Origin of the sequence: Pseudomonas citronellolis, assembly GCF_001586155.1 — a bacterium.
Lineage (GTDB): Bacteria > Pseudomonadota > Gammaproteobacteria > Pseudomonadales > Pseudomonadaceae > Pseudomonas > Pseudomonas citronellolis.
The window spans coordinates 298,925-320,552 of the sequence record NZ_CP014158.1 but is presented as its reverse complement, the minus strand read 5'-3'; the positions used below and the strand labels follow the sequence as shown (position 1 = coordinate 320,552).

Sequence of the window (21,628 nt, the reverse complement as noted above, 5' to 3'; positions counted from 1 at the left end):
GGGCGATGAAGGGTCGTCGAGTGCGAATGGCCGGCAAGGGCGGCGGGAGCGGCGGTTATCGTCGTCGCATGCACATCGACGGGTTTCTCCTCTTCAGGGCGGTTACAGGCAGTAATGCTGGATCAAGCCGCGCAGCAGTTCCACGGTCGGCGGGATGCGAGCGAGTTCCAGATGTTCGTCCGGCTGGTGGGCGCAGGCGATGTCGCCGGGGCCCAGGACCAGGGTCTGGCAACCAAGCTGCTGAAGATACGGTGCTTCGGTGCCAAAGGCTACCGCTTCCGCCGAATGCCCGCTGAGGCGCTCGGCCAGGCGTACCAGCTCGCTGTCCGCGGCCTGCTCGAAGGGCGGCACGGCGGGGAACAGCGGCTGGTAGTCCAGGCGCACCGCGAAGCGCTCGGCCAGGGGCGCCAGGCGCTCGCCGATGGCCCGGCGCAGGGCCTGCGGGTCCATCCCCGGCAGTGGCCGCAGGTCGAACTCCAGGGCGCACTGGCCGCAGATGCGGTTGGGGTTGTCGCCGCCGTGGATGCAGCCCAGGTTCAGCGTCGGCTGCGGCACGCCGAACTGCGGGTTGTCGAATTCCTTCTGCCACTGCGCGCGCAGCGCCAGCAGCTCGCCGATGGCCGCGTGCATGGCCTCCAGGGCGCTGTGGCCGAGGCTCGGGTCGGAGGAATGGCCGCTCTGCCCGAGGATGTCGATGCGCTCCATCATCACCCCCTTGTGCAGGCGGATCGGCCGCAACCCGGTGGGCTCGCCGATCACCGCGGCGCGCGCCAGCGGCCGGCCGGCCTCGGCCAGGGCGCGGGCGCCGGCCATGGAGCTTTCCTCGTCGCAGGTGGCGAGGATCAGCAGCGGCTGGCGCAGGGGCTTGTCCAGCAGCGGCAGCAGCGCCTCGATGGCGATGGCGAAGAAGCCCTTCATGTCGCAGCTGCCCAGGCCGTACCAGCGCCCGTCGCGCTCGTCCAGGCGCAGCGGGTCGCTTTTCCACAGCGACTCGTCGTAGGGCACGGTGTCGGTGTGCCCGGCCAGCACCAGGCCGCCGGGGCCGCTGCCCAGGCTCGCCAGCAGGTTGAACTTGCCCGGGGCGATCTCCTGCAATTCGCAGGCGAAGCCCAGGTCGCCCAGCCAGGTGGCCAGCAGCTCCACCACCGGGCGGTTGGACTGGTCCAGGGCGGGCTGGGTACAGCTCACCGACGGCAGGGCGAGCAACTGGGCAAAACGGTCTTTCAGGCTCGGCAGGGGCATGGGCGTCTCCGGAAGCGTTGCACCCATCATGGCCCAGGATGGCGTGCAATTGAACCGCCGCTGTCGCGTGGAACAGCGGCGCGGCGACGCGGTCCTGTACACTAGCGGGCTTCGACGAACGCTCCCGCGCCAAGCCCTGCGGGCCCGTCTACCCTTTTCCTTCCCGGACTCCGCCATGCAGAAAGAAACCGAAATCAAGCTGCGCGCCAGCCGCCAGACCCTCGAGGCGCTGCGCGACCACCCGCTGCTGAAGAAGCGCAACAAGTCCGGCTGGCAGCAGAGCGAGCTGTACAACCAGTACTACGACACCCCCGGCCGCGACCTGGCCCGGGCCAAGGTGGCGCTGCGCCTGCGCCGCGACGGCGAGCAGTACATCCAGACGCTGAAGAGCCGCGGCCACAGCGTCGCCGGGCTGTCCGAGCGCAACGAGTGGGACTGGTACCTGGACAAGCCCGAGCTGGACCTGGGCAAGCTCGACGACAGTTGCTGGCCGGCGGCCCTGGCCGACCTCGACAAGCAGCAGCTGCAGCCGATCTTCAGCACCGACTTCACCCGCCAGCGCGCCGAGATCGCCTGGGGCCGCGGCAAGACCAAGGTGGCGATCGAAGCCGCCCTCGACCTGGGCAAGGTCGTCGCCGACCGGCAGGAAGAGGAAATCTGCGAGCTGGAGCTGGAACTGCGCCAGGGCGAACCCGCCGCGCTGCTGGAACTGGCCGCCGAGCTGGCCGCCGACCTGCCGCTGATGCCCTGCGACATCAGCAAGGCCGAGCGCGGCTACCGGCTGTTCGACCCGGCCAGCTACACGGTGCACCCGGACACCCAGAAGCTGCTGGCGGAAACCCCGCTGGACGGCGCCTTCGCCGCCATCGCCTGGTCGCTGCTGGGCAGCAGCCAGCGCCTGGCCGAGCAGTACCGCTTCAACGGCCACTGGCGTCTGTTGCAGGAGTGGCTGCAGCAACTGGTGGACCTGCGCGCCCTGCTCGGCAGCCTCGGCCAGGCCGCGCCGCGCGCCAGCAGCCGCGAGCTGCGCACCGCGCTGGACGCGCTGATCGGCGACTGGCGCCCGCTCATCGAACAGGGCGAAGCCGACGAAGCCGCGCGCCAGCAGGCGCCGGAAGCCTTCCGCGCCGAACTCGGCCAGACGCGCTGGGGCCTGTTCTCGCTGCAGGCCTCGCGCTGGCTGCTGGCCCGCGCCTGGCAGGAAGGCCGCAACGAGCGCGGCGACCGCCAGGGCGCCGCGGCCCTGGGCAAATGGCTGCCGCGCCTGCTCGCCGAGGAGGCCGAGGGCCTGCCCCTGGCCCGTGCCCAGCAGCAGCCGGAACTGCTCGCCGAACAACTGCCGCGCCTGCAACGCCTGCTGGTGTGGCTGCGCCTGGCCCGCGGCGTGCTCGACCTGCCCGAGGCCGACCGCCTGTACGGCGAGCTGGCCAAGCTGGAACAGGCCCTGCACCGGCGCGACAGCGCGGACCTGGATGCCCTCGCCGCCCAGGCCCATACTGTGCTGACCCTCAAGCCTTGGAAGGCGCTTTTGAAATAAGCTGGGGAACCCGACGGCGCGGGCCGGACTCAGACCAGCTCCACCCGCAGCCGTCCGCGGCACACACGAACGCAGGGAGTCCGAATGTCCGTCTTCGCTTCGCCCGCCCAGGATCGCTGGCTTGACCTGGCCGATATCCTCCACGAGCTGGTCGCCCAGGGCCGAGTCGCGCAGAACGACGCCGAACAGTGCCTGGCGATCCGCCGCAGCGCGGTGAAGAACCAGCAGCACCCCCTGGAGTTCCTCGCCGCCCAGCAGGTGCCGGACCAGCACCGCCCCGGCCGCCACCTGGACCTCGACGCCCTGGTGCACTGGCTGGCCGAGTATTCCGGCCAGCCCTACCTGCGCATCGACCCGCTGAAGATCGATGTCGCCGCGGTCACCCCGCTGATGTCCTACGCCTTCGCCCAGCGCCACAGGATCCTCGCCGTGGCCGTGGCGCCGGACAGCGTCACCATCGCCAGCGCCCAGCCCTTCGTGCACAGCTGGGAAGGCAACCTGACCCACGTGCTCAAGCGCCCGATCAAGCGCGTGGTGTGCAACCCGCTGGACATCCAGCGCTTCACCACCGAGTTCTACCGCCTGGCCAAGTCGGTCAGCGGCGCCTCCGCCCAGGACATGAAGACCAGCGGCGTGGGCAACTTCGAGCAGTTGCTCAACCTGGGCGCCAGCGACCAGGAGCCGGACGCCAACGACGCGCACATCGTCACCATCGTCGACTGGCTGTTCCAGTACGCCTTCCAGCAGCGCGCCAGCGACATCCACATCGAGCCGCGCCGCGAGCAGGGCACGGTGCGCTTCCGCATCGACGGCGTGCTGCACAACGTCTACCAGTTCCCGCCGCAGGTCACCATGGCGGTGGTCAGCCGCCTGAAGTCCCTCGGCCGCATGAACGTCGCCGAGAAGCGCAAGCCCCAGGACGGCCGGGTGAAGACCAAGACCCCGGACGGCGCCGAGGTGGAACTGCGCCTGTCGACCCTGCCCACCGCCTTCGGCGAGAAGATGGTGATGCGGATCTTCGACCCCGAGGTGCTGCTCAAGAGCTTCGACCAGTTGGGCTTCTCCCCCGAGGACCTGCGCCGCTGGCAGAGCATGACCAACCAGCCCAACGGCATCATCCTGGTCACCGGCCCCACCGGCTCGGGCAAGACCACCACCCTCTACACCACGCTCAAGCAGCTGGCCACGGACGAGGTGAACGTCTGCACCATCGAGGACCCGATCGAGATGATCGAGCCCTCGTTCAACCAGATGCAGGTGCAGCACAACATCGACCTGACCTTCGCCAGCGGCGTGCGCGCCCTGCTGCGGCAGGACCCGGACATCATCATGGTCGGCGAGATCCGCGACCTGGAGACCGCCGAGATGGCCATCCAGGCGGCGCTGACCGGGCACCTGGTGCTCTCCACCCTGCACACCAACGACTCGCCCACGGCCATCACCCGCCTGCTGGAACTGGGCGTGCCCTACTACCTGATCCGCGCCACCGTGCTCGGCGTCATGGCCCAGCGCCTGGTGCGCACCCTGTGCCCGCACTGCAAGGCGCCGCTGGAGCTGGAGGAGAGCGACTGGCAGGAGCTGACGCGGCCCTGGAACGCCCCGCTGCCCACCGGCGCGCAGCAGGCGGTGGGCTGCCTGGAATGCCGCGACACCGGCTACCGCGGCCGCGCCGGGGTGTACGAGATCATGCTGCTGACCGACAGCCTGAAGGAACAGATCACCGCCGACACCGACCTCATCCCGCTGCGCCGCCAGGCCTTCAAGGAAGGCATGCGCAGCCTGCGCCTGTCCGGCGCGCAGAAGGTCGCCGCGGGCCTGACCACCATCGAGGAAGTGCTGCGGGTGACGCCGCAGAGCGAGCAGAAATAGGAAATCTCCGAGCCCGACAGGGCTCGCGGGATGACACGGGAAAGGGTTAGCTTTTCCCGCCGCCCTGCTCCTTTGGAGCCGGGCGCCACGGAAGTCCCAATCGACCAAGGAGTGCAGCAAATGGAAACCGGCAGTGTCCTGATCCTCTTCGTCATCCTCGCGGTGGCGATCGTGTTCATGGGCTTCAAGGTGGTACCCCAGGGCAACGAGTGGACGGTGGAGCGCTTCGGCCGCTACACCGGCACCCTCAAGCCGGGGCTGAACATCATCGTCCCGGTGATGGACCGCATCGGGCAGAAGATCAACATGATGGAGCGGGTGCTGGACATTCCCCCGCAGGAGGCCATCAGCGCCGACAACGCCATCGTGCAGATCGACGCGGTGTGCTTCTACCAGGTGGTCGACGCGGCGCGCGCGGCCTACGAGGTCAGCGGCCTGGAGAACGCCATCCGCAACCTGGTGATGACCAACATCCGCACCGTGCTCGGCTCCATGGAGCTGGACCACATGCTCAGCCAGCGCGACGCCATCAACGAGCGCCTGCTGCGCACCGTCGACGAGGCCACCGCGCCCTGGGGCCTGAAGGTCACCCGCATCGAGATCAAGGACATCAGCCCGCCGGCCGACCTGGTGGAAGCCATGGCCAGCCAGATGAAGGCCGAGCGCCTCAAGCGCGCGCAGATTCTCGATGCCGAGGGCAAGCGCGCCGCGGAAATCCTCACCGCCGAGGGCGAGAAGCAGGCGCAGATCCTCAAGGCCGAGGGCCAGCGCCAGGCCGCCTTCCTCGAAGCCGAGGCCCGCGAGCGCCAGGCCGAGGCCGAGGCGCGGGCGACCCAGGTGGTCTCCGAGGCCATCGCCAGCGGCAACGTGCAGGCGGTGAACTACTTCGTCGCGCAGAAATACGTCGACGCCCTCGGCCAGCTGGCCGCCTCGAACAACAGCAAGATAGTGCTGATGCCGCTGGAGGCCAGCCAGGTGATAGGCGCGGTGGGCGGCATCGGCGAGATCGTCAAGGCCACCTTCGGCGATGGCGCGCCGGGCGCCAAGGGCCGGGGCTGAGCCATGTGGGGCTATCTGCAACACCTGAGCTTCTGGGACTGGCTGGCCTTCGGCACCCTGCTGCTGATCCTCGAGGTGTTCGGCGCCGGCGGCTACCTGCTGTGGATCGGCATCGCCGCCGCGGCCACCGGGGTGCTCGCCTTCTTCGCCCCGGCCCTGGCCTGGACCTGGCAGTTCCTCGCCTTCGGCATCCTGGCGCTGCTCACCGTGGTGTTCTGGTGGCGCTACCAGCACCGCCCGGGCGCCGGCGAAGCCGCCAGCGGCCTGAACCGCCGCGGCAGCGAGCTGGTCGGACGGCAGTTCGCCCTGCACGACGCCATCATCGGCGGCCGCGGCAAGATCCGCGTCGGCGACAGCCTGTGGCTGGTCAGCGGCCCGGACCTGCCGGCCGGCGCCCAGGTGAAGGTCACCGGGCAGGATGGCGCGGTGCTGCTGGTCGAGCCGGCCTGAGGTAACGCGGCAGGTCGGCCCGGCGTTTCGGCCGACCCCGAAGCGCGCGCCAAACGGCGGATAACCTCATAGGTGTCTGCGCCCCGGCGACGGTGGGCAAGGCCCCGGGCAAGGCCTAAGATGGGCGCCTCTATCCCATGGAACGGATGTCCCCCGACGATGCTGCGCCTGCTCAAAGACGAGAAATTCCTCCTCCTCGCCCTGCTCCTGGCGGTGCTGGTCTACCCCCTGGAACACAGCCTGCTCGAAGGCGGCAAGGCCCTGGCCGGGGTGGCCGCCAGCGTCCTGCTGGCCTCGATCATCAGCGTCTCGCTGCGCGTGGCGCACCACGCCGAGATCCTCGCGGAGAAGGTCGGCGAGCCCTACGGCACCATGATCCTGACCCTCGCCGCGGTGCTGGTGGAGGTGGTCATCCTGGCCATCATGATGGGCCACAACCATTCGCCCACCCTGGCCCGCGACACCATCTACGCCGCGGTGATGCTGGACATGAACGGCATCCTCGGCCTGGCCGCGCTGCTCGGCGGCCTGAAGCACGGCGAGCAGTCGTACAACGACGACTCGGGCAAGACCTACGTGACCATGATCCTCACCGCGGTGGGCATCTCCATGGTGGTCCCGGAGCTGATCCCGGCGGCGCAGTGGAAGCTCTACTCGCTGTTCACCATCGGCTGCATGATCATGCTCTACGGCCTGTTCCTGCGCATGCAGACCGGCCAGCACAGCTACTTCTTCGCCTACAACTACGCGGTGCACGGCGAGCAGCAGCACGGCCACGAGGCCCACGGCAGCACGCGCCAGTCCATGGCCCTGCTGGTGGCCGGGGTGGTGCTGATCGGCGCGCTGGCCGAGGTCATGTCCAAGGCCCTGGACGTCAGCCTGGAAGGCAGCGGCGTGCCGCCGATCGTGCCGGCGCTGCTGGTGGCGGCCATCTCCGCCAGCCCGGAAATCCTCACCGCGCTGCGCGCCGCGCTGGCCAACCGCATGCAGCCGGTGGTCAATATCGCCCTGGGCGCCTCGCTGTCCACGGTGATCCTCACCGTGCCGGTGATCGAGGCCCTGGCGCTGTTCAAGGGCCAGCCGATCCAGATGGCCATGACGCCGCTGCAGACCGGCATGATGTTCATCACCCTGATAGTGGCGGGCTTCAACCTGCACGACGGCAAGACCAACGCCATCGAGGGCATGACTCACTTCGTGCTCTTCGCCACCTTCCTGATGCTGTCGTTCATGGGGTTGTGACCATGCTGAAGATCTACCTCGCCGGCCCCGACGTGTTCCGCCCCGACGCCGCCGGGCACGGCGCGCAGCTCAAGGCGCTGTGCGCGGAATACGGGTTCGAGGGGCTGTTCCCGCTGGACGTCCAGGTGCCGGCGGAAATCACCGAGCCGCACCAGCAGGCGATCTGGATCTACCGCGCCAACCTGCGCCTGATCGCCGAGGCCGACTGCGTGCTGGCCAACCTGGCGTCGTTCCGCGGCAGCGAGCCGGACAGCGGCACCTGCTTCGAGGTCGGCTACGCCGCGGCCCTGGGCAAGCCGTTGTACGGCTACCTGCCGGACGCCGGCAGCTACGTCGAGCGCATGCGCCGCAAGTACCCGGAATGGCTCAGCCAGCAGCCCGGCCGCGACCGCGACGGCAACGTCCTGGAAGCCTTCGGCCTGCCGCTGAACCTGATGCTGGCGGTGCCCACCCAGATCGTCTCCGGCGGCCCGCGCGAGGCGCTGGAGCTGCTGCGCCAGGACCTGCAGCCGGCGGAATAGCGCGCGCTGCGCGCGATTCGCGGGCAGGGCCCGCTCCTACACGACTGCGCCGAGGCGCTTTTTCGTAGGATGGCGTTGAGCGAAGCGATACCCATCACCGTGACCGCATGGGTTTCGCAAGCTCAACCCATCCTACGAAAAGCCGTGCATCCTGGAACCGTAGGAGCGGACTCCGTCCGCGATCGGCCGGGCCCGTGCGCGGCGATCGCGGATGAATCCGCGCCTACAAAAGCCGAGCGGCTCAGACCTTCTTCACGAACTCCGACTTCAGCTTCATGGCGCCGATGCCGTCGATCTTGCAGTCGATGTCGTGGTCGCCGTCCACCAGGCGGATGTTCTTCACCTTGGTGCCGACCTTGACCACCAGGGACGAGCCCTTGACCTTCAGGTCCTTGATCACGCTGACGGTGTCGCCGTCCTGCAGCACGTTGCCGACGGCGTCCTTGATCACCTTGGCATCGCCCTCACCTTCGACGGCGGCATCGGCCGACCATTCATGGGCGCATTCCGGGCAGACCAGCAGCGCGCCGTCCTCGTAGGTGTATTCGGAATTGCATTTGGGGCAGGGTGGCAGGCTCATGGTCGCTATCACTGACAGTGGGGAAAGACCGTGCATTATATAAGGATTTGCCCGCCTCAGGGGTGCAATTGCTGCAGGTAGGCCGCCAGCGCCTCGATATCCCCGGCCTGCAGCTGCGACGCCACCGCCAGCATGGTCGAGCCGGCGCGGCGCGGATCCTTGTCGCGGTAGGCCTCCAGCGTCCGCTGCAGGTAGGTCGCCGGCTGCCCGGCGATACGCGGCACGCCCTGCTGGCCGAGCCCCTGCGGGCCATGGCAGGCCACGCAGACCTGCCCGAACAGCGCCTCGCCCCTGGCGCGCAGCGCATCGTCCACCGTGCCCTGGCGCGGCAGCACCTGCTGCTGGCTGTAGTACACGGCGATGTTCACCCGCTCGTCGAGGCTCAGCATCCGGGCCGCCTGGTTCATCACGAAGTCGCTGCGCTGCCCGCTGGCGTAGCGCTCGAAGGCAGTGAACAGATAGCCCGGGGCCTGCGCGGCCAGGTTCGGGATGTAGTCGCGCCGGCTGTTGCCGTCGTCGCCGTGGCAGTTGCGGCACAGCACGATGCGCTCGTGGCCGGCGGCATAGGCCTGCTCGCGCTTGGCGGGGTCGGCCATGATGGCGTCGAAGCGCGCCTGGGCGGCCTCGTCGCCCAGGGCGGTACAACTGACGGTCAACAGCAGAGCAATCGCAAAACGCATCGCCTCCTCCCCGGAACTCGGCCTGCGGCCTGCCGTTTATAGGCGTGCGCGCGGCGAAGGGCCTGGATGCAGGTCAATGAAGCGGCGAGCCGGCCGCGCCGGAAGGTGATGGCTTTCGCAAAGGCAAAAAAAGGGGGAGCATCGTGCTCCCCCGGGGACTGAACCTTGAGACCCGTCTGTCCGTCGGTCAGCCTTCAATCTCGATCAGCACCTCGCCCGGGTTGACGCGGTCACCCTTGGCTACGTGGATCGCCTTGACGGTGCCGGCGATGGGCGCCTGCACCTCGGTTTCCATCTTCATGGCTTCGGTGATCAGCACGGCCTGGCCGGCCTTCACGCTGTCGCCTTCCTTCACCAGCACGTCGACGATGTTGCCCGGCATGGTGGTGCTGACGTCGCCCGGCGCGCTGGCGTGCTTGCGCTTGTTGCCGCCGCCGCCGATGAACTCGTTGAGCGGCTCGAACACCACCTCTTCGGGCATGCCGTCGATGGACAGGTAGAAGTGGCGCTTGCCGTCGGTCTTCACGCCGACGCCGGTGATGTCCACGCGGTAGCTCTCGCCGTGCACGTCGACCACGAACTCGGTCGGCACGCCTTCGCCGCCGGCCGCGGCCACGCCGTTGCCGGTGGGGATCGGCAGCAGCTCCTCGGGCTTCAGGGCGCCGGCCTCGCGTTCCTCGAGGAACTTGCGGCCGATGTCCGGGAACATGGCGTAGGTCAGCACGTCCTCTTCGGACTTGGCCAGCGCGCCGATCTCGCCGCGCAGCTTGTCCAGCTCGGGCTTGATCAGGTCGGCCGGGCGCACGTCGATGACTTCCTCGTTGCCGATGGCCTGGCGCCGCAGCTGCTCGTTGATCTGCCCCGGGGCCTTGCCGTAGCGGCCCTGCAGGTACAGCTTCACCTCGTTGGTGATGGTCTTGTAGCGCTCGCCGGCCAGCACGTTGAAGAACGCCTGGGTGCCGACGATCTGCGAGGTCGGGGTGACCAGGGGCGGGAAGCCCAGGTCCTCGCGCACCCGCGGGATCTCTTCGAGCACTTCGGCCATGCGGTTGAGGGCGCCCTGCTCCTTCAGCTGGTTGGCCAGGTTGGAGATCATGCCGCCGGGCACCTGGTTGACCTGCACGCGGGTGTCCACGCCGGTGAATTCGCTCTCGAACTGGTGGTACTTCTTGCGCACGGCGTGGAAGTACATGCCGACTTCCTGGATCAGCTCCAGGTCCAGGCCGGTGTCGTAGGGGGTGTTGCGCAGCGCCGCGACCATCGACTCGGTGCCCGGGTGGCTGGTGCCCCAGGCCATGCTGGAGATGGCGGTGTCGATGCGGTCGGCGCCGTTCTCCACGGCCTTGAGCTGGCACATGCTGGCCACGCCGGCGGTGTCGTGGGAGTGCACCACCACTTCCAGGGGCAGCGCGTCCTTCAGGGCCTTGACCAGGTCGCCGGTGGCGTAGGGGGTCAGCAGGCCGGCCATGTCCTTGATGGCGATGGAGTCCACGCCCATGGCCGCCATGGCCTTGGCCTGGGCGACGAAGGCGTCGATGGTGTGCACCGGGCTGGTGGTGTAGCAGATGGTGCCCTGGGCGTGCTTGCCGGCGGCCTTCACCGCCTCGATGGAGACGCGCAGGTTACGCACGTCGTTCATCGCGTCGAAGATGCGGAACACGTCGATGCCGTTGACCGCGGCCTTGGCCACGAAGGCGCGCACCACGTCGTCGCTGTAGTGGCGGTAGCCCAGCAGGTTCTGCCCGCGCAGGAGCATCTGCAGGCGGGTGTTGGGCAGCGCGGCCTTGAGCTTGCGCAGGCGCTCCCACGGGTCTTCCTTGAGGAAGCGCACGCAGGCGTCGAAGGTGGCGCCGCCCCAGACTTCCAGCGACCAGTAGCCGACCTTGTCGAGCTTGTCGCAGATCGGCAGCATGTCCTCGGTGCGCATGCGGGTGGCCAGCAGCGACTGGTGCGCGTCGCGCAGGATGGTATCGGTAACGGAAATTTTCTTGCTCATGTTCTGAATCCTTCCCCTACAGGCCAGCGTGGGCGGCAATGGCGGTAGCGATGGCGATGGCCAGGTGCGACGGGTTGCGCTTGATCGAGTACTGGGTCAGCTCCGGGTGGCTTTCGACGAAGCTGGTGTTGAACTGGGCGCTGCGGAACTCCGGGTTCTTGAGGATTTCCTGGTAGTAGGGCGCGGTGGTCTTCACGCCTTGCACGCGCATGTCGTCCAGGGCGCGCAGGCCGCGGTCCAGGGCCTCTTCCCAGGTCAGTGCCCAGACGATCAGCTTCAGGCACATGGAGTCGTAGTACGGCGGGATGGTGTAGCCGGTGTAGATCGCCGTATCGGTGCGCACGCCGGGGCCGCCGGGCGCGTAGTAGCGGGTGATCTTGCCGAACGAGGGCAGGAAGTTGTTCTTCGGGTCCTCGGCGTTGATGCGGAACTGCAGGGCATAGCCGCGGTGCTGGATGTCTTCCTGCTTGACCGAGAGCGGCAGGCCGGAGGCCACGCGGATCTGCTCGCGGACGATGTCGATGCCGGTGATTTCCTCGGTGATGGTGTGCTCCACCTGCACCCGGGTGTTCATCTCCATGAAGTACACCTCGCCATCGGCGAGCAGGAACTCCACGGTGCCGGCGTTCTCGTAGCCCACGGCCTTGGCCGCGCGCACCGCCAGGTCGCCGATGTAGGCGCGCTGCTCGGGGGTCAGCTGCGGGCTGGGGGCGATCTCGATGAGCTTCTGGTTGCGGCGCTGGATCGAGCAGTCGCGCTCGAACAGGTGCACGGTGTTGCCGAAGGAATCGGCGAGGATCTGCGCCTCGATGTGCTTCGGGTTGACGATGCACTTCTCGAGGAACACTTCCGCGCTGCCGAAGGCCTTGGTGGCCTCGGAGATGACGCGGGGGAAGTTCTGCTCCAGCTCCTCGCGGCTGTTGCAGCGGCGGATGCCGCGGCCGCCGCCGCCGGAGGTGGCCTTGAGCATCACCGGGTAGCCGATGCGCTCGGCCTCGGACAGCGCCTCGGCGAGGTCGGCGACGTTGCCCTCGGTGCCCGGGGTGCAGGGCACGTCGGCGGCGATCATGCTGCGCCGCGCCTCGGTCTTGTCGCCCATGCGGCGGATCACTTCCGCCGACGGGCCGATGAACTTGATCCCGCGCTCGGCGCAGATTTCCGCCAGCTCGGCGTTCTCGGAGAGGAAGCCGTAGCCCGGGTGCAGGGCGTCGCAGCCGGTTTCCACCGCCAGGTTCACCAGGGCGCGCGGGTTGAGGTAGCCGGCCAGCGGGTCGGCGCCGATGCTGTGCGCCTCGTCGGCGCGCTTCACGTGCAGGGCGTGGCGGTCGGCGTCGGAGTAGACGGCCACCGAACGGATGCCCATCTCGGCGCAGGCACGCACGATGCGGACAGCGATCTCCCCACGGTTGGCGATCAGGATTTTCTTGATCACTTGCGGTTTCCCTCGACCGGGGCTCGTGGACCCGGCACTTGAAACAATCGGCAATCCGCCGCGGAGCGATCCGCGGCGGTTCGGCGCAATGCCGGAGCAGGGTTCCGGCGTTTTTTTACCCTACGCGGGATCGAGGATTACCCAAAATCAATATTTATTGGGATAGCCATAATTTTTGACTTATAGTCGAGCGAACTGACCCGTGCGGGAGCCGGTGCGAATGCGTAAGTCCTTGATGCGAATGACACTTCGCCAACTGCAGGTGTTCCGTGCGGTGTGCGAGAGCCGTTCCTACAGCCGCGCCGCGGAGGAAATGGCGCTGACGCAGCCGGCGGTCAGCCTGCAGATCCGCCAGTTGGAGGAGTTGGTCGGCCAGCCGCTGTTCGAGTACATCGGCAAGAAGCTCTACCAGACCGACGCCGCCGACGCCCTGCTGCGCGCCAGCACCGACATCTTCCAGCGCCTGGAAGTGCTGGACATGCAGCTCTCCGACCTCAAGGGCTCGCTGCAGGGCCAGCTGCGCCTGGCGGTGGAGTCCAGCGCCAAGTACATCACCCCGCACCTGTTCGCCGCCTTCCAGAAGCAGCACCCGGACGTCAGCCTGCACCTGACCGTGGTCAACCGCGCCCAGGTGATCAAGCGCCTGTCGGACAACCGCGACGACCTGGTGATCATGTCCCTGGTGCCGCAGGACATGGCCCTGGAGTTCCTGCCCTTCCTGAACAACCCGATAGTCGCGGTGGCGCCGCCCGACCACCCGCTGTGCAGCGCCGCCAAGCTGTCGCTGAAGGACCTGGAATCCTGGCCGCTGCTGATCCGCGAGCCCGGCTCGGGCACGCGCAAGGCCTGCGAGGAACACTTCCAGCAGAAGCGCGCGCACTTCCCGCAGACACTGGAATTCGCCTCGCTGGAAGGCTCACGGGAAGGGGTATTGGCCGGCCTCGGCCTGGCCCTGCTGCCGCGCCACGCAGTGAGCCGCGAACTGCGCGCCGGGCTGCTGCGCGAACTGCCGGTGGAGGAACTGCCGCTCTACCGCAGCTGGTGCCTGGTGCACGCCCGCGGCAAGCGCCTGAGCCCGGTGGCCCAGGCGTTCGTCGCCTTCATCCGCGAGGAGCGCGCGCTGATCAGCCAGCTGGCCGAGCGCTTTTCACCGACGCCCGCGCAGAATTGAGGTAGTTGGCGGCGATCAGGTCGGGATAATCGGACATCTCGCGGTCGAGACGTTGCGCTTCGAGACGCTCCTCGATGGCCCGGCGGAACTGCATGCGGCGCTGGTCCTCGAGCTTGCGGCGGGTCTTGCTGTCCAGGTTCTGGGTGTCGTCGATATGGCGTTGCATCTCGCATCTCCCAAGGCCGAAGGGCTGGAGACGCCAGGATGCGGACGACGGATGACAATTTGAGGGCGCGGCGGTGAAGCCGCGGTGACGCCGACGAGCGGTCGGCGCCGGCTCAGGACGTCTCTTCCGGCCGCGGCTCCTCGTGGCTCTTCACCACCTTGGGCGACAGGCGCAGGCTGCGCAGGCTGCGCTTGACGCTCTTGAGGTGGTTGACCAGGTCCGGGCCGCGGGCCATGGCCACGCCCATGGCCAGCACGTCGATCACCACCAGGTGGGCGATGCGCGAGGTCAGCGGGGTGTAGATGTCGGTGTCTTCGTGGACGTCCACCGCCAGGTTCACCGTGGCCAGGTCGGCCAGCGGGGTCTGGCTGGGGCACAGGGTGATGAGGGTGGCGCCGGCCTCGCGGACCAGGTTGGCGGTCACCAGCAGGTCCTTGGAGCGGCCGGATTGCGAGATGCAGATGGCCACGTCGCTGGGCTTCAAGGTCACCGCCGACATCGCCTGCATGTGCGGGTCGGAATAGGCCGCGGCCGAGAGCAGCAGGCGGAAGAACTTGTGCTGGGCATCCGCGGCCACCGCGCCGGAGGCGCCGAAGCCGTAGAACTCCACGCGCTGGGCGTGGGCGATGGCGGCGATGGCGCGCTCCAGGGCGTGGGTGTCGAGCTTCTCGCGCACTTCCATCAGCGAATGCAGGGTGGTGTCGAAGATCTTCAGGCTGAAGTCGGTGACCGAGTCGCTTTCGCTGATCGCGAACTGGCCGAAGCTGGCGCCGGCGGCCAGGCTCTGCGCCAGCTTCAGCTTGAGGTCCTGGAAGCCGGTGCAGCCGATGGCGCGGCAGAAGCGCACGATGGTCGGCTCGCTGACGCCCACCCCGTGGGCGAGGTCGGCCATGGAGCTGTGCATGACCGAGGCGGGGTCCTGCATCACGTGATCGGCGACCTTGAGTTCCGACTTGCGAAGCAGATGACGCGACTGGGCAATGTGCTGCAACAGGTTCACTGGGCTGGACTCGGCTATGATCGGCGGAAGGGATGTAGTCTGCTTGTAGTTATACTACAAGTCAGGTGGTCACGCCCAGGCAATAAGTGGTGGAGCAGTACCTGATGATGTCCGAAACTTCCGCATTTCCCCTTTCCTGCGACATTCTGGTGTTCGGTGGCACCGGCGACCTGGCGCTGCACAAGCTGCTGCCGGCGCTCTACCACCTGCACCGCGAGGAGCGCCTGCCGGCCGACACCCGCATCCTCGCCCTGGCCCGCAGCCAGCGTTCGCAGGAGGCCTACCTGGCGCTGGCCGAGCGGCACTGCCGGGCGCAGGTGGCGCGGGCCGACTTCAGCGTCGCCGACTGGCAGAGCTTCGCCACGCGCCTGGACTACCTGGCCATGGACGCCTCGCAGAGCGCCGACTTCAGCCGCCTTCGCCAGCGCCTGAAGTTCGGCCATGAGCGCGTGCTGGTGCACTACCTGGCCACCGCCCCGGACCTCTTCGCGCCCATCGCGCAGAACCTCAAGGTCGCCGGCCTGGCCGGGCCGAACACGCGCATCGTGCTGGAGAAGCCGCTGGGCCATTCGCTGGAATCGGCGCGGGCGATCAACCAGGCCATCGGCCAGGTGTTCGACGAGTCGCGGGTGTTCCGCATCGATCACTACCTGGGCAAGGAGACGGTGCAGAACCTGCTGGCCCTGCGCTTCGCCAACACCCTGTTCGAGCCGCTGTGGCGCAGCGCCTACGTCGACCACGTGCAGATCAGCGTCAACGAGACCCTCGGCGTGGAAAACCGCGGCGCCTACTACGACCACGCCGGGGCCATGCGCGACATGGTGCAGAACCACCTGCTGCAGCTGCTGTGCCTGGTGGCCATGGAGGTGCCGGTGCACTTCGACGCCGAGTCGGTGCGCGACGAGAAGCTGAAGATCCTCCAGGCCCTGCGCCCGATCGGCGGCCTCGACGTGCAGGACCGCACCGTGCGCGGCCAGTACGGCGCCGGGCGGATCGGCGGCCAGGAGGTACCGGCCTACTGGTTCGAGAAGAACGTGGACAACGACAGCGACACCGAGACCTTCGTCGCCCTGCGCGCCGAGATCGACAACTGGCGCTGGGCCGGCGTGCCCTTCTACCTGCGCACCGGCAAGCGCATGGCGAAGAAGTGCTCGGAGATCGTCATCCAGTTCAAGCCGGTGCCCCACGCCCTGATCGGCGACGGCAGCGGCCCGGCCAACCGCCTGTGGATAAGGTTGCAGCCGGAGGAGCGCATCAGCCTGCAGCTGATGACCAAGACCCCCGGCAAGGGCATGCGCCTGGAACCGGCCGAGCTGGACCTGAACCTGGCGCAGACCGCCAGCCCCGGCAAGCGCCGCTGGGACGCCTACGAGCGCCTGCTGCTGGACGTGATCCAGGGCGACTCGACGCTGTTCATGCGCCGCGACGAAGTGGAGGCCGCCTGGCGCTGGATCGACCCGATCATCGCCGGCTGGCAGGAGCACTACCAGCGCCCGCGCCCCTACCCCGCCGGCAGCAATGGGCCGGAGCAGGCGCAGATGTTGCTGGAGTTGCAGGGGCGGCGGTGGTTGGAGTGAGGTTGTGCTTTTTGTGTAGGAGCGAGCTTGCTCGCGAACGGGGCTTCGCCGGCAGTCTCGGCGCTTGACCTGGAGAGCGCCCTCTCCCTAACCCTCTCCCTGAAGGGAGAGGGGACCGTTGGGCAGAACTGGATGTTCTGGAGTCAGCCGGTAGCACCGAAGGTTTCCGGCTGAAACCATTCCTCCTCTCGGCACGGACTAGCCCCCTCTCCCTTCAGGGCGGGGCGCGCAGCCGAGGGCTGGGGAGAGGGAGAGGAGTCAAACCGAAACACCGGGGCCACCTGGAAACCTCATTCGCGAGCAAGAACTAGGCGTCCCCCTCGCTCCTACGAAAAGCCCCACCAACATTGACCCCGCTCAGGGCACCAAACCCCCGCCCCCGCTAGAGTGCGGCGTTTTATCCACAACCGTCCCCACGCCATGCTCCAAGCCCCCGAACTGCTCTCCCCCGCCGGCTCGCTGAAAGCCATGCGCCACGCCTTCGCCTACGGCGCCGATGCCGTCTATGCCGGGCAACCGCGCTACAGCCTGCGGGTACGCAACAACGAATTCGACCTGGCCAACCTGGCCATCGGCATCGCCGAGGCCCATGCCCTGGGCAAGCGTTTCTACCTGGTGGTGAACATCGCCCCGCACAACGCCAAGCTGAAAACCTTCCTGGCCGACCTGGAGCCGGTGCTGGCCCTGGGGCCGGATGCGCTGATCATGTCCGACCCGGGGATGATCATGCTGGTGCGCCAGCATTTCCCCGCGGCGAACATCCACCTCTCGGTGCAGGCCAACGCGGTGAACTGGGCCAGCGTGGCCTTCTGGCGCGACCAGGGGCTGAGCCGGGTGATCCTCTCCCGCGAGCTGTCGCTGGAGGAGATCGGCGAAATCCGCGAGAAGGTCCCGGACATGGAGCTGGAGGTGTTCGTCCACGGCGCCCTGTGCATGGCCTACTCCGGGCGCTGCCTGCTGTCGGGCTACATCAACCGCCGCGACCCCAACCAGGGCACCTGCACCAACGCCTGCCGCTGGCAATACCAGGCGCACCCGGCGCGGGAGGACGAACTGGGCCAACTGGTGCGCGAAGCCACTCTCGGCGAAGGCGCGCCCACCGACGCGGTGTTCCTGCTGGAAGAAGGCAACCGCCCCGGCGAGTTGATGGAAGCCCACGAGGACGAGCACGGCACCTACATCATGAACTCCAAGGACCTGCGCGCCATCCAGCACGTGCAGCGCCTGGCCGAGATGGGCGTGCACTCGCTGAAGATCGAGGGCCGCACCAAGTCGCACTACTACGTGGCGCGCACCGCCCAGGCCTACCGCAAGGCCATCGACGACGCCGTGGCCGGCCGGCCCTTCGACCGTGGCCTGATGGATGAGCTGGAGTCCCTGGCCCACCGTGGCTACACCGAGGGTTTCCTGCGTCGCCATGTACATGACGAGTATCAGAATTACCAGTACGGCAGCTCGCGGGCGGAGCGCCAGCAGTTCGTCGGGGAGTTCACTGGCGGGCGGCGTGGCGACCTCGCCGAGGTAAGGGTGAAGAACCGCTTCGCGGTGGGCGACAGCCTCGAACTCATGACGCCGGGCGGGAACCGTACGCTGCGGCTGGAACGTCTGGAGAATGTTCGTGGTGAAGCCATCGAGGTCGCGCCGGGTGATGGGCACGTCGTGTATCTGCCGGTGCCGGAGGAGGTGGGGCTGGATTATGGGTTGCTGATGCGGGATCTGCTGGAGCGGCCGGCTAAGGCGGGATGTGGGGGGAGTTGTGGTTGCGGAGGTTTTTCGTAGGAACGAGGGGGACGCCTAGTTCTTGCTCGCGAACGGGGGCTTCGCCGGCAATCTCGGCGCTTGACCTGAAGAGCGCCCTCTCCCTAACCCTCTCCCTGAAGGGAGAGGGGACCGTTGGGCAGGGTTGGCTATTCTGGCGTCAGCCGGCAACTCCGGTGGTTTCCAGCTGAAACTACACCCTCTCTCGGCACAGACAAGCCCCCTCTCCCTTCAGGGAGAGGGCTGGGGAGAGGGAAAAGAGTCAACCCGAAACACTGCAGCCAGCGGGAAACTCCGTTCGCGAGCAAGCTCGCTCCTACAACCAACCCCCACCAACTCACGGATTCTGCAAAAACACCACATACCCCCGGAACCACGGACTGCGCTCCAGATACTCCGGCGCCTGCCACTGCCCGTACTGCGCCAGGCCGATGCGGAACGGCAGCTGCAGGCGCGCCACCCTTGGCAGGTAGCGCTGGTAGTCGGGAATCGTCCGCCGCCCCTGGTAGGTCTGCACCACCACCTCGTCCACCACGTCCTTGAGTTCGTTGATGGTCGCCGGCTCCGCGTTGCTGCTCCAGTCCAGCAGGCCGGTGATGCTCAGGCGGTATTCGATGGGCAGGCGCCGGCGGAAGTCGCGCAGGAAGGCCACGTATTCGTGGAGGTAGCGGGTGCGGGCGTCGAAGTCGATCTGCACGCCCAGCAGCGGGTTGCCGCCGCGCTGCCAGCGGCGCAGCTGGGCCAGCAGGGTAGCGTAGCTGTCCTCGCTCCAGCGCAGGCTGTGGGCGCGGTAGACCAGCCACACCTGGCCCGTGCGCAGGCGCGGCATGGCGATGCCCTGGGCGTGCAGGCGCGCCGGCTGTTCGGGGGCGCCGCGCGGGGCGCTGACCTGGCCTTGCAGCACGTACAGCGTGCGCGCCTGGCGCAGCACCGGCTGGGCCTGCACGCCGCCCCACAGCCAGAAGGCGTCGTAGTCGGCGGCGTCCACCACTCCGGCGCGGGCCGTAGCGCTCCACAGCAGCAGGCCCAGCGCCAGGCTCTTCGCGGCCAGGCCCATGGCGGCGCTACCAGTAGTACTTCAGCGATTTCGCCCAGGGCGTATCGGCGTACTGCGTCTTCAGCGTGCGGAACCAGCGCTTGCGCTGCGCCGGGGCGATGTCCTGCTTGCCGCAGCCGTTGTAGCCGCTGGGCGCGTAGCAGTTGATGGCGCGGTACAGCGCGTAGGCCTTGTCGTCGCTGCCGGCCTGGTCGTCGGCGATCACCTTCAGGTAGCCGTCCAGGCGCGAGTAGGGCTCGCCTTCGAACAGCGACGGGCTGCCGCCCAGTTCGCGCACGCCGGGCTGGTTGTCCAGCGGGAAGCTGTCGAGGTTGTTGCGCAGGATGAACTCGCCGAAGCAGTTCAGCGCCTGCGGCGGCTGCGGGTCCTGCTGCAGGGCCAGGGCCAGGTCGCGGATGGCCGGGCAATCGTAGCCGGAGCTGCCCTTGCCGCCCGGCCACTGGAACAGGCTCAGCGGCTGCCCGCCGCCGTAGACGAAGCCAAGGCTGGCGCTCAGCGGCTTGGTCGAGGGCTCGGCCGGCAGCAGCGCGAGGTCGTTGACGAAGTTGGCGTAGCGGCCGTGCAGCAGGTCCTTGTACAGCAGGGTGAAGAGCGCGGTGTCGCGCTCCTCGGCCGGCGCCGTCTCGGACTTCACCTGCTGGCGCAGCAGCTCGGGGCCGGCGATGTGGCGCAGCAGCAGCTCGCGGATAGCCGGGGTGCGCACCGGCGAGTTCTCCGCATAGACCTTCACCAGGCGGTCGCTGCGCTCGTAGTTGAAGGCCAGCGCCAGTTCCAGCTGCTCGCGCTGCAGCGGCTGGCGGGCCAGCGGCAGCAGCTGCAGCCAGAGCTTCTCCGCGCCCAGCCAGTCGTTGCCGGCCTCCAGGGCGAAGCCGCGCAGGGTCTGCTGGCTGAAGGCGAGGTAGTCGAGCTTCTGCGGCAGGGCCTTCGGCAGCTGTTCGGCCGCCTTGGCCGGCTGTTCCTCGACGTACAGCTGCCAGGCGGCCAGCAGGTAGTCGTGCAGCCCCGGCAGCTCGGCGAACAGCGGCTTCTGCGCCTGCAGCCCGGGCAGGTCGAGGGCGCGGCCCTCGCCGGCTTCGTGGTGGCGCATCTGCATCAGGTCGAGCACCGCCAGCAGGCGCGGGTCCTTGACCTCGTCCGGGTGCGCGCTGACCAGCAGCTTGTTGTCCACCTCGGCGATCAGCTGGGCCTGGTCGGCGTTGCCCTGGGCCGCTTCCGGCTGGGCGAACAGCCAGGCGTACTCCGCGGCCAGACGCCCGGGGTCGTTCATCAGCCAGTACACGCGGCGCATCAGGCCCTTGGCCGAGGTGGCGTAGCGGCCCTGTGGATAAGCCTGCAGGTAGGCCTTGAAGTCGCTCTCGGCGACCTTCAACGCGGCCTGGTCGACCTTGCGCAGGTCGGGGTAGCCCATGTCGTCGAAGGCGTTCTGCTGCGCCTGGTTGAGCTGGCTGCGGCCAAGCATGTAGCGCGCCGTCTCGCGCAGCCACGGCAGCCGGCTGTCGTGCAGGGCCTGGAAGCTCTTGCGCGCGGCCGGAAAGTGGCCGCTGTAGAAGGCGGCGACGCCTTGCAGGTAGCCGGCGAAGTCGCGCCCGGCGGGGGAATCCACGTCCTTGGGCAGCAGACCGGCGAGCTGCGCGTCGTCCCACTGGCAGCCCTGCAACAGGGCCAGGCGCGCCCGCGCCAGGCCCTGCCGCTCGGCGGGCGGCAGGTCGGCGGGCGGCAGGTCGGCGGCCAGCAGCTGGGCGAGGAAGTCCTGGGCGGTGGCCGGGTTGTTGCTGCGGCAGCGGCTGCCCTCGCCGCTGGCGAAGCGCTCGCCCTCGGCCGGCACCGCGTCCGCCGGCAGGCCGATGCGCACCGCAAGCTCCGCCAGGGGCGCCGCCGGCTTGGCCGCGGCGGCCGCTGCGGGCTCCACGGTCATGGGTTCGTCGAACAGCCGCGTCAGCGGGAAGGGCACCAGGCCATAGCCCAGCTGCTGCTCGTCATCGGACAGCGCCTTGACCGGCAGGCTGGCGCGGCCGGCATCGGCCAGCAGCAGCTGCAGGTTGACCCGGCTGTCGTTGCCGGGGCTGAGGAACGGCAGGCTGTTGCACACGTCCAGGGTGTCGCGCTTGAGGTTCCAGCTCGGGTAGCAGGAATCGTCGCTGCTGGCGTAGGCCTGCTGCGCGGCGAGCACGCCGAAGGTGAGGGCCAGGAGGGGGAGTCCACGCGGGCGCATGCAAGGTCCTTGTCCGTTGGGGCCCGCGCCTTGGCGCGGGGAATTCGCTCTTTGGGCTGGAATCTTACCTCGGCGCACA

Annotated in this window: 18 protein-coding genes; 9 read left to right on the top strand and 9 right to left on the bottom strand. The window is 68.3% G+C overall.

What is annotated here, in order from left to right:
• Positions 1–102 precede the first annotated feature (102 nt).
• A complete protein-coding gene (argE, locus tag PcP3B5_RS01400) occupies positions 103–1,242 on the bottom strand; it encodes an acetylornithine deacetylase (RefSeq protein WP_061560378.1) in 1,140 nt (379 codons plus the stop codon).
• A gap of 175 nt (positions 1,243–1,417) precedes the next feature.
• Here argE and PcP3B5_RS01395 point away from each other — a divergent pair, with 175 nt between their 5' ends.
• The 6 genes from PcP3B5_RS01395 to PcP3B5_RS01370 all read left to right on the top strand — a co-directional run bounded on the left by PcP3B5_RS01395 (position 1,418) and on the right by PcP3B5_RS01370 (position 7,920).
• On the top strand, positions 1,418–2,779 hold the full coding sequence (locus PcP3B5_RS01395; RefSeq protein ID WP_061560377.1) for a CYTH domain-containing protein: 1,362 nt from the start codon (positions 1,418–1,420) through the stop codon (positions 2,777–2,779).
• Between the two features lie 84 nt (positions 2,780–2,863).
• Positions 2,864–4,648 (top strand): type IV pilus assembly ATPase TfpB, encoded by a 1,785-nt coding sequence (gene tfpB, locus PcP3B5_RS01390; protein WP_061560376.1) that lies wholly within the window; start codon positions 2,864–2,866, stop codon positions 4,646–4,648.
• Between the two features lie 120 nt (positions 4,649–4,768).
• Positions 4,769–5,707: an SPFH domain-containing protein gene (locus tag PcP3B5_RS01385; protein ID WP_009614942.1), complete on the top strand. Its 939-nt coding sequence runs from the start codon at positions 4,769–4,771 to the stop codon at positions 5,705–5,707.
• Between the two features lie 3 nt (positions 5,708–5,710).
• Positions 5,711–6,157: an NfeD family protein gene (locus PcP3B5_RS01380; RefSeq protein WP_043269779.1), complete on the top strand. Its 447-nt coding sequence runs from the start codon at positions 5,711–5,713 to the stop codon at positions 6,155–6,157.
• Positions 6,158–6,316: 159 nt separating this feature from the next.
• A complete protein-coding gene (locus PcP3B5_RS01375) occupies positions 6,317–7,399 on the top strand; it encodes a calcium:cation antiporter (RefSeq protein ID WP_061560375.1) in 1,083 nt (360 codons plus the stop codon).
• 2 nt (positions 7,400–7,401) lie between these two features.
• Entirely contained in the window at positions 7,402–7,920 is a 519-nt protein-coding gene (locus PcP3B5_RS01370; RefSeq protein WP_061560374.1) for a nucleoside 2-deoxyribosyltransferase, read from the top strand.
• A 241-nt stretch (positions 7,921–8,161) separates the two neighbouring features.
• On the opposite strand, the gene PcP3B5_RS01365 is transcribed toward PcP3B5_RS01370, so the two are convergent.
• The 4 genes from PcP3B5_RS01365 to PcP3B5_RS01350 form a co-directional block, all read right to left on the bottom strand.
• Positions 8,162–8,500, bottom strand: a complete 339-nt coding sequence (locus PcP3B5_RS01365; RefSeq protein ID WP_009614934.1) for a zinc ribbon domain-containing protein YjdM — start codon at positions 8,498–8,500, stop codon at positions 8,162–8,164.
• Between the two features lie 56 nt (positions 8,501–8,556).
• On the bottom strand, positions 8,557–9,180 hold the full coding sequence (locus tag PcP3B5_RS01360; protein ID WP_082816240.1) for a c-type cytochrome: 624 nt from the start codon (positions 9,178–9,180) through the stop codon (positions 8,557–8,559).
• A gap of 187 nt (positions 9,181–9,367) precedes the next feature.
• A complete protein-coding gene (gene oadA, locus PcP3B5_RS01355; RefSeq protein WP_009614930.1) occupies positions 9,368–11,176 on the bottom strand; it encodes a sodium-extruding oxaloacetate decarboxylase subunit alpha in 1,809 nt (602 codons plus the stop codon).
• Between the two features lie 16 nt (positions 11,177–11,192).
• Positions 11,193–12,608: an acetyl-CoA carboxylase biotin carboxylase subunit gene (locus PcP3B5_RS01350; RefSeq protein WP_009614928.1), complete on the bottom strand. Its 1,416-nt coding sequence runs from the start codon at positions 12,606–12,608 to the stop codon at positions 11,193–11,195.
• Between the two features lie 235 nt (positions 12,609–12,843).
• On the opposite strand from PcP3B5_RS01350, the gene PcP3B5_RS01345 reads away from it, so the two are divergent.
• Positions 12,844–13,779 carry a LysR family transcriptional regulator gene (locus PcP3B5_RS01345; RefSeq protein ID WP_116424636.1) on the top strand — a complete coding sequence of 312 codons (936 nt, stop codon included), beginning with the start codon at positions 12,844–12,846 and terminating at the stop codon, positions 13,777–13,779.
• Here the strand turns inward: PcP3B5_RS01345 and PcP3B5_RS01340 are convergent.
• Entirely contained in the window at positions 13,733–13,945 is a 213-nt protein-coding gene (locus PcP3B5_RS01340) for a PA3496 family putative envelope integrity protein (RefSeq protein WP_061560373.1), read from the bottom strand. The two genes, PcP3B5_RS01345 and PcP3B5_RS01340, sit on opposite strands and share 47 nt — an antisense overlap.
• A gap of 112 nt (positions 13,946–14,057) precedes the next feature.
• Complete coding sequence (gene hexR / locus PcP3B5_RS01335; RefSeq protein ID WP_009614923.1) at positions 14,058–14,945, bottom strand: transcriptional regulator HexR; 888 nt, start codon at positions 14,943–14,945, stop codon at positions 14,058–14,060.
• 107 nt (positions 14,946–15,052) lie between these two features.
• Between hexR and zwf the strand changes: the two genes are divergently transcribed.
• Both zwf and trhP read left to right on the top strand, forming a co-directional pair.
• On the top strand, positions 15,053–16,522 hold the full coding sequence (gene zwf / locus PcP3B5_RS01330) for a glucose-6-phosphate dehydrogenase (RefSeq protein ID WP_167361039.1): 1,470 nt from the start codon (positions 15,053–15,055) through the stop codon (positions 16,520–16,522).
• A gap of 420 nt (positions 16,523–16,942) precedes the next feature.
• The gene (trhP, locus tag PcP3B5_RS01325; protein WP_061560372.1) at positions 16,943–18,301 is read left to right on the top strand and encodes a prephenate-dependent tRNA uridine(34) hydroxylase TrhP; all 1,359 of its coding nucleotides are present in this window, start codon (positions 16,943–16,945) and stop codon (positions 18,299–18,301) included.
• A gap of 316 nt (positions 18,302–18,617) precedes the next feature.
• On the opposite strand, the gene PcP3B5_RS01320 is transcribed toward trhP, so the two are convergent.
• Together PcP3B5_RS01320 and PcP3B5_RS01315 are read right to left on the bottom strand one after the other, a co-directional pair.
• Positions 18,618–19,337 (bottom strand): DUF3142 domain-containing protein, encoded by a 720-nt coding sequence (locus tag PcP3B5_RS01320; RefSeq protein ID WP_061560371.1) that lies wholly within the window; start codon positions 19,335–19,337, stop codon positions 18,618–18,620.
• Positions 19,338–19,344: 7 nt separating this feature from the next.
• Entirely contained in the window at positions 19,345–21,549 is a 2,205-nt protein-coding gene (locus PcP3B5_RS01315; RefSeq protein WP_061560370.1) for a PA5441 family protein, read from the bottom strand.
• Between the last annotated feature and the right edge of the window lie 79 nt (positions 21,550–21,628).